The 3,516-nt window shown below is 63.1% G+C and carries 3 protein-coding genes; all 3 read right to left on the reverse strand.

Annotated features, from left to right (window positions below; translation table 11 throughout):
• Positions 1-364 precede the first annotated feature (364 nt).
• The 3 genes from G3480_RS25480 to G3480_RS25490 all read right to left on the reverse strand — a co-directional run bounded on the left by G3480_RS25480 (position 365) and on the right by G3480_RS25490 (position 3,320).
• Positions 365-988 carry a serine/threonine protein phosphatase gene (locus G3480_RS25480; protein ID WP_164657015.1) on the reverse strand — a complete coding sequence of 208 codons (624 nt, stop codon included), beginning with the start codon at positions 986-988 and terminating at the stop codon, positions 365-367.
• Between the two features lie 249 nt (positions 989-1,237).
• On the reverse strand, positions 1,238-2,503 hold the full coding sequence (locus G3480_RS25485) for an inorganic phosphate transporter (protein ID WP_164657016.1): 1,266 nt from the start codon (positions 2,501-2,503) through the stop codon (positions 1,238-1,240).
• Between the two features lie 136 nt (positions 2,504-2,639).
• On the reverse strand, positions 2,640-3,320 hold the full coding sequence (locus tag G3480_RS25490) for a TIGR00153 family protein (protein WP_164657017.1): 681 nt from the start codon (positions 3,318-3,320) through the stop codon (positions 2,640-2,642).
• Positions 3,321-3,516 lie beyond the last annotated feature (196 nt).

Consider the following 3,516-nt stretch of genomic DNA (forward strand, 5'->3'; position numbering starts at 1 on the left):
GAGGCTTCGCCTCAGACCGACGAGTCATGCCATCGGGATCGCTATCGGGATCGCTATCGTCGGTTCGATCCCGATCCCGATCCCGATCCCGACGGCCTTGGATGGTCGGACGCTTCATCGAAATTTGACTCATCTGCGAGCATTTTGCGCCCTCAAGGATCCTAGGGGACTCTACGATGATTTCCAGACAGCCTCTAAGAGGCTGTCTGAGTATTCCAATCGCCCGAGCCGTAGGGGCGAATTCATTCGCCCTCTCGCCAGTGCCAGGGGCGACTAGAATCGCCCCTTGAGTTTACAGACAGCTTCTAAAACCAGGTGACCCAAGGATCAAGGCCGCAGATGCAGTCCCCCTTGCGCATAACGCTCAGCGCCCAACGAATCCCCAGGGCGCCCAATCCTGAGTTTCGCGCCGGATGTAGACACGCAAGCCGTTCTGATGGAAGTGCTGAGCGGTGAGCGCGAACAAGGTGAGCTGCTGACGGATCTGCGCCTCGTCGAGTTCAGCGTCGATCGGATGCGTGCCGCGGCGCGCCCGCTCACGCCGCCAGGCGAAGATCCGCTCCGCCGTCGGCAGGAGAAACTCGAAGCTATAGCGCGCGCGCCAATCCACCGATAAAAAGTGCCTTCGGTGAGGCGGATAGCGGACACGGTCTAGGTCGATCTCTAGGCTTCGCCAGTGGTCACACCACGCCGGCTCGAAGAGCGTCAGTCCAGCACCATGACCGACAAAGGGCAGCCCGAGATGAATCTCGCGCGGACGCAGTGTCAGCGACTGCGCCTTCCACCAACCCTTGAGCGTCAGATCGATGTAACCTTCTTCCGGCCAGCCATGCAGGCGGTTGATCAGCGTGCTCTTACCCGAGCCCGGCGGCCCGGTCACCAGGAGCCGTCCGAGCTTGACCCACGTCGGAAAGCGCGCCCCGCGATAGGTCTGGAGATCGCGGATCGGCTCCAGTGGCAAAGACAGCACGCCGAAGATCTGGCTCATGGATGCCTCCCCCGGCCCAGTCCCAGAGATGCCCTGCCCGCAGTGAGCCGCAGCTGTCCTAGGTGATTCATTCCCGACGCTTCCCAGCTCAAACTTTGCCGTCTCTATGCGCAGCGGCTCGCCGCCTGCGGAGCACTCCTCCACAGGCCGCGGAACCGCACCGACTGAACACAGGACCCATCCCTACGACCTCGCGCCAAGCGCCCGTCGGCGACTCTGCCCCGGGCGTCGCACTGGGCTGGACTGGGATCAGCTGAAGATGCCCTTGAACAAGAAGAAAAAGAGCGCCGCGAGGATGGCGCCCGCAGGCAGCGTGATGACCCAGGAGACCATGATGTTGAGGATCACCCGCATGTCCAGCGCCCCGATACCACGCGCCAAGCCGACCCCCATGACCGCACCCACCGCGATCTGCGTCGTCGAGACCGGCAGCCCCGTCTTGGACGCGATCACAACCGTCGTCGCGGCGGCAAGGGTTGCACAGTAGCCGCGCGTGGGCGTCAGCTCCGTGATCTTGGTGCCGATGGTCTGCATCACCCGGTAGCCCATGGTTGCGAGACCGACGACGATTCCGAGACCGCCCAGCGCTAGGATCCACAGCGGCAAGCCAGCCTTCTGACCAATCTCGCCAGCGCCCTGAACCGTTGAGACGACCGCCGCCAGGGGGCCAACGGCATTGGCCACGTCGTTGGATCCGTGAGCAAAGGCCATGGCACAGGCGGTGAAGATCATCATGGGCACGAACACCTTCTCGACGCTGGCATAGTGAAAGCTGCGATCGGCCTTCTCATCGACCTTCACGCGGTTGATGAGGACCTTGCCGATGCCGGCGACCACCAGACCAATGACGGTCGCCGCGATCAAGCTCTCGCCCATGCTGAGATGCAGATCCAGGTGCTTCAACCCCTTGAAGAGCGTCACCAGGCTGACGATCCAACCGACCAGGAAGATGTAGAGGGGTCCCCACGCCTTAGCGCGCGCGAAGGGCTGGTCCGTATTGAGAATGAGCTTGCGGATGCTGAGCATCAGCAGCAGCGCGATGGCGCCACCGATGATGGGCGAGACGAACCAACTCGCGACGATGGTTCCCACCTGCTCCCAATGGACGGCCTCGATCCCGATCCCGGCCACCGCGAAGCCGATGATGGCGCCGACGATGGAATGCGTGGTCGACACGGGCCAGCCGCGGCTGGAGGCGATCATGAGCCAGATGCCGCTGGCCAGCAGCGCCGCCAGCATGCCGTACACCAGCAGCTCCGGGGAGCCGGCCACGCTATCGGCGTCGATGATGCCCTTGCGGATGGTGCTGGTGACATTGCCGCCGGCGATGAAGGCCCCGGCGAACTCGAAGATGGCCGCGATGATGATGGCCTGCTTGACGGTCACGGCACCAGAGCCGACCGAGGTCCCCATGGCATTCGCGACGTCGTTGGCGCCGATACCGAAGCTCATGTAGACGCCAAAGATGATCGCTAAGACCAGGAAGACGGTGCCCCATTCGGAGATGATCTCCATCGTGATCCTCCAACGCTCTGATTCAATGCTTAATGTTTAGGACGCGCGCGCGCATGGACCAACTGATGGCCAGGCGCTCGGAAGTGAGCCCGATGTGGGCTTGCTCGAATTCGCGCGGGGAGTAAAGCGACAAGGCTTAGCGTGCGATCAGCAGCCTAAGCAGATTGCCGACCTTTTCGGAGTGATCCGCGAGATCGCCGATCCACTGGATCAGCTGGTACCAAAACACGACCGACACTGGGCTGAGGCGATCTTCCTGGGCGAACAGCGACTGCGCCAGCGACATACCCAGCTTGTCGGTTTCGTCCTCGATCTGATTGAGTTCGTTGACCATGCGCTCGACACGGTCGGCATCGCGTCCGCGAAAACCGGTCTCGAGCAGCTCACCCAGGCCATTGATCACCTCGTTGGCCTTGGCACAGCTATCGACACAGCGCTGCACCAGAGCGCGCAGATTCTCCACCATATCCTCGGGCACAACCATCTTGCGCTCCATGAGCAGACCGGCGATGTCCTGCGCCGTATCCGCGATGGAGTCCTGGACATCGAGCAGTTCTAGGAGGTCGCGCCGGTCGACCGGCATGAAGAGGCTTTGCGGAAGTCGGATCCGCATCTCATTCTTGATGTCGTCAGCGCTCTGCTCGCGCTCGAAGATGATGGCGGACACCCGCTCCAGCTCGGCGCGATCATCAGCGATCAACGCCTCGAAGAGCGCGGGCACCTCTTTGACGCATTCATTGACGATCCCCATGTGCCCCTGCAGGGGCTTGAAGGGTGAGCGCCCGAACATGGACGTCAGCGTGTTAGCGGCTTTCATTTCAAATCCTCCTCGGGGCAACCTCGTTGTTGTTGTTACAGCATAGCCCGGAAGCCATGAGCAGTTGACCACGGCCCTGCCCAACCGCAGGGTCAGCGGGAGCGGGGGGCCCCCCCCCCCCGGCGCGCCGGGCCGGCGGGGGGGGCCCCCCCCGGGGGCGGGGCCGGCGGGGGGGGGGGCGAAGAGTTGGGGGGGG

This window comes from Thiorhodococcus mannitoliphagus (assembly GCF_010915725.1).
GTDB classification, from domain to species: Bacteria; Pseudomonadota; Gammaproteobacteria; order Chromatiales; family Chromatiaceae; genus Thiorhodococcus; species Thiorhodococcus mannitoliphagus.

Bases quoted from the DNA above. Each gene is read 5' to 3' on its own strand.
- G3480_RS25485 (WP_164657016.1), bottom strand. From the start codon at position 2,503: ATGGAGATCATCTCCGAATGGGGCACCGTCTTCCTGGTCTTAGCGATC.
- G3480_RS25480 (WP_164657015.1), bottom strand. From the start codon at position 988: ATGAGCCAGATCTTCGGCGTGCTGTCTTTGCCACTGGAGCCGATCCGC.
- G3480_RS25490 (WP_164657017.1), bottom strand. From the start codon at position 3,320: ATGAAAGCCGCTAACACGCTGACGTCCATGTTCGGGCGCTCACCCTTC.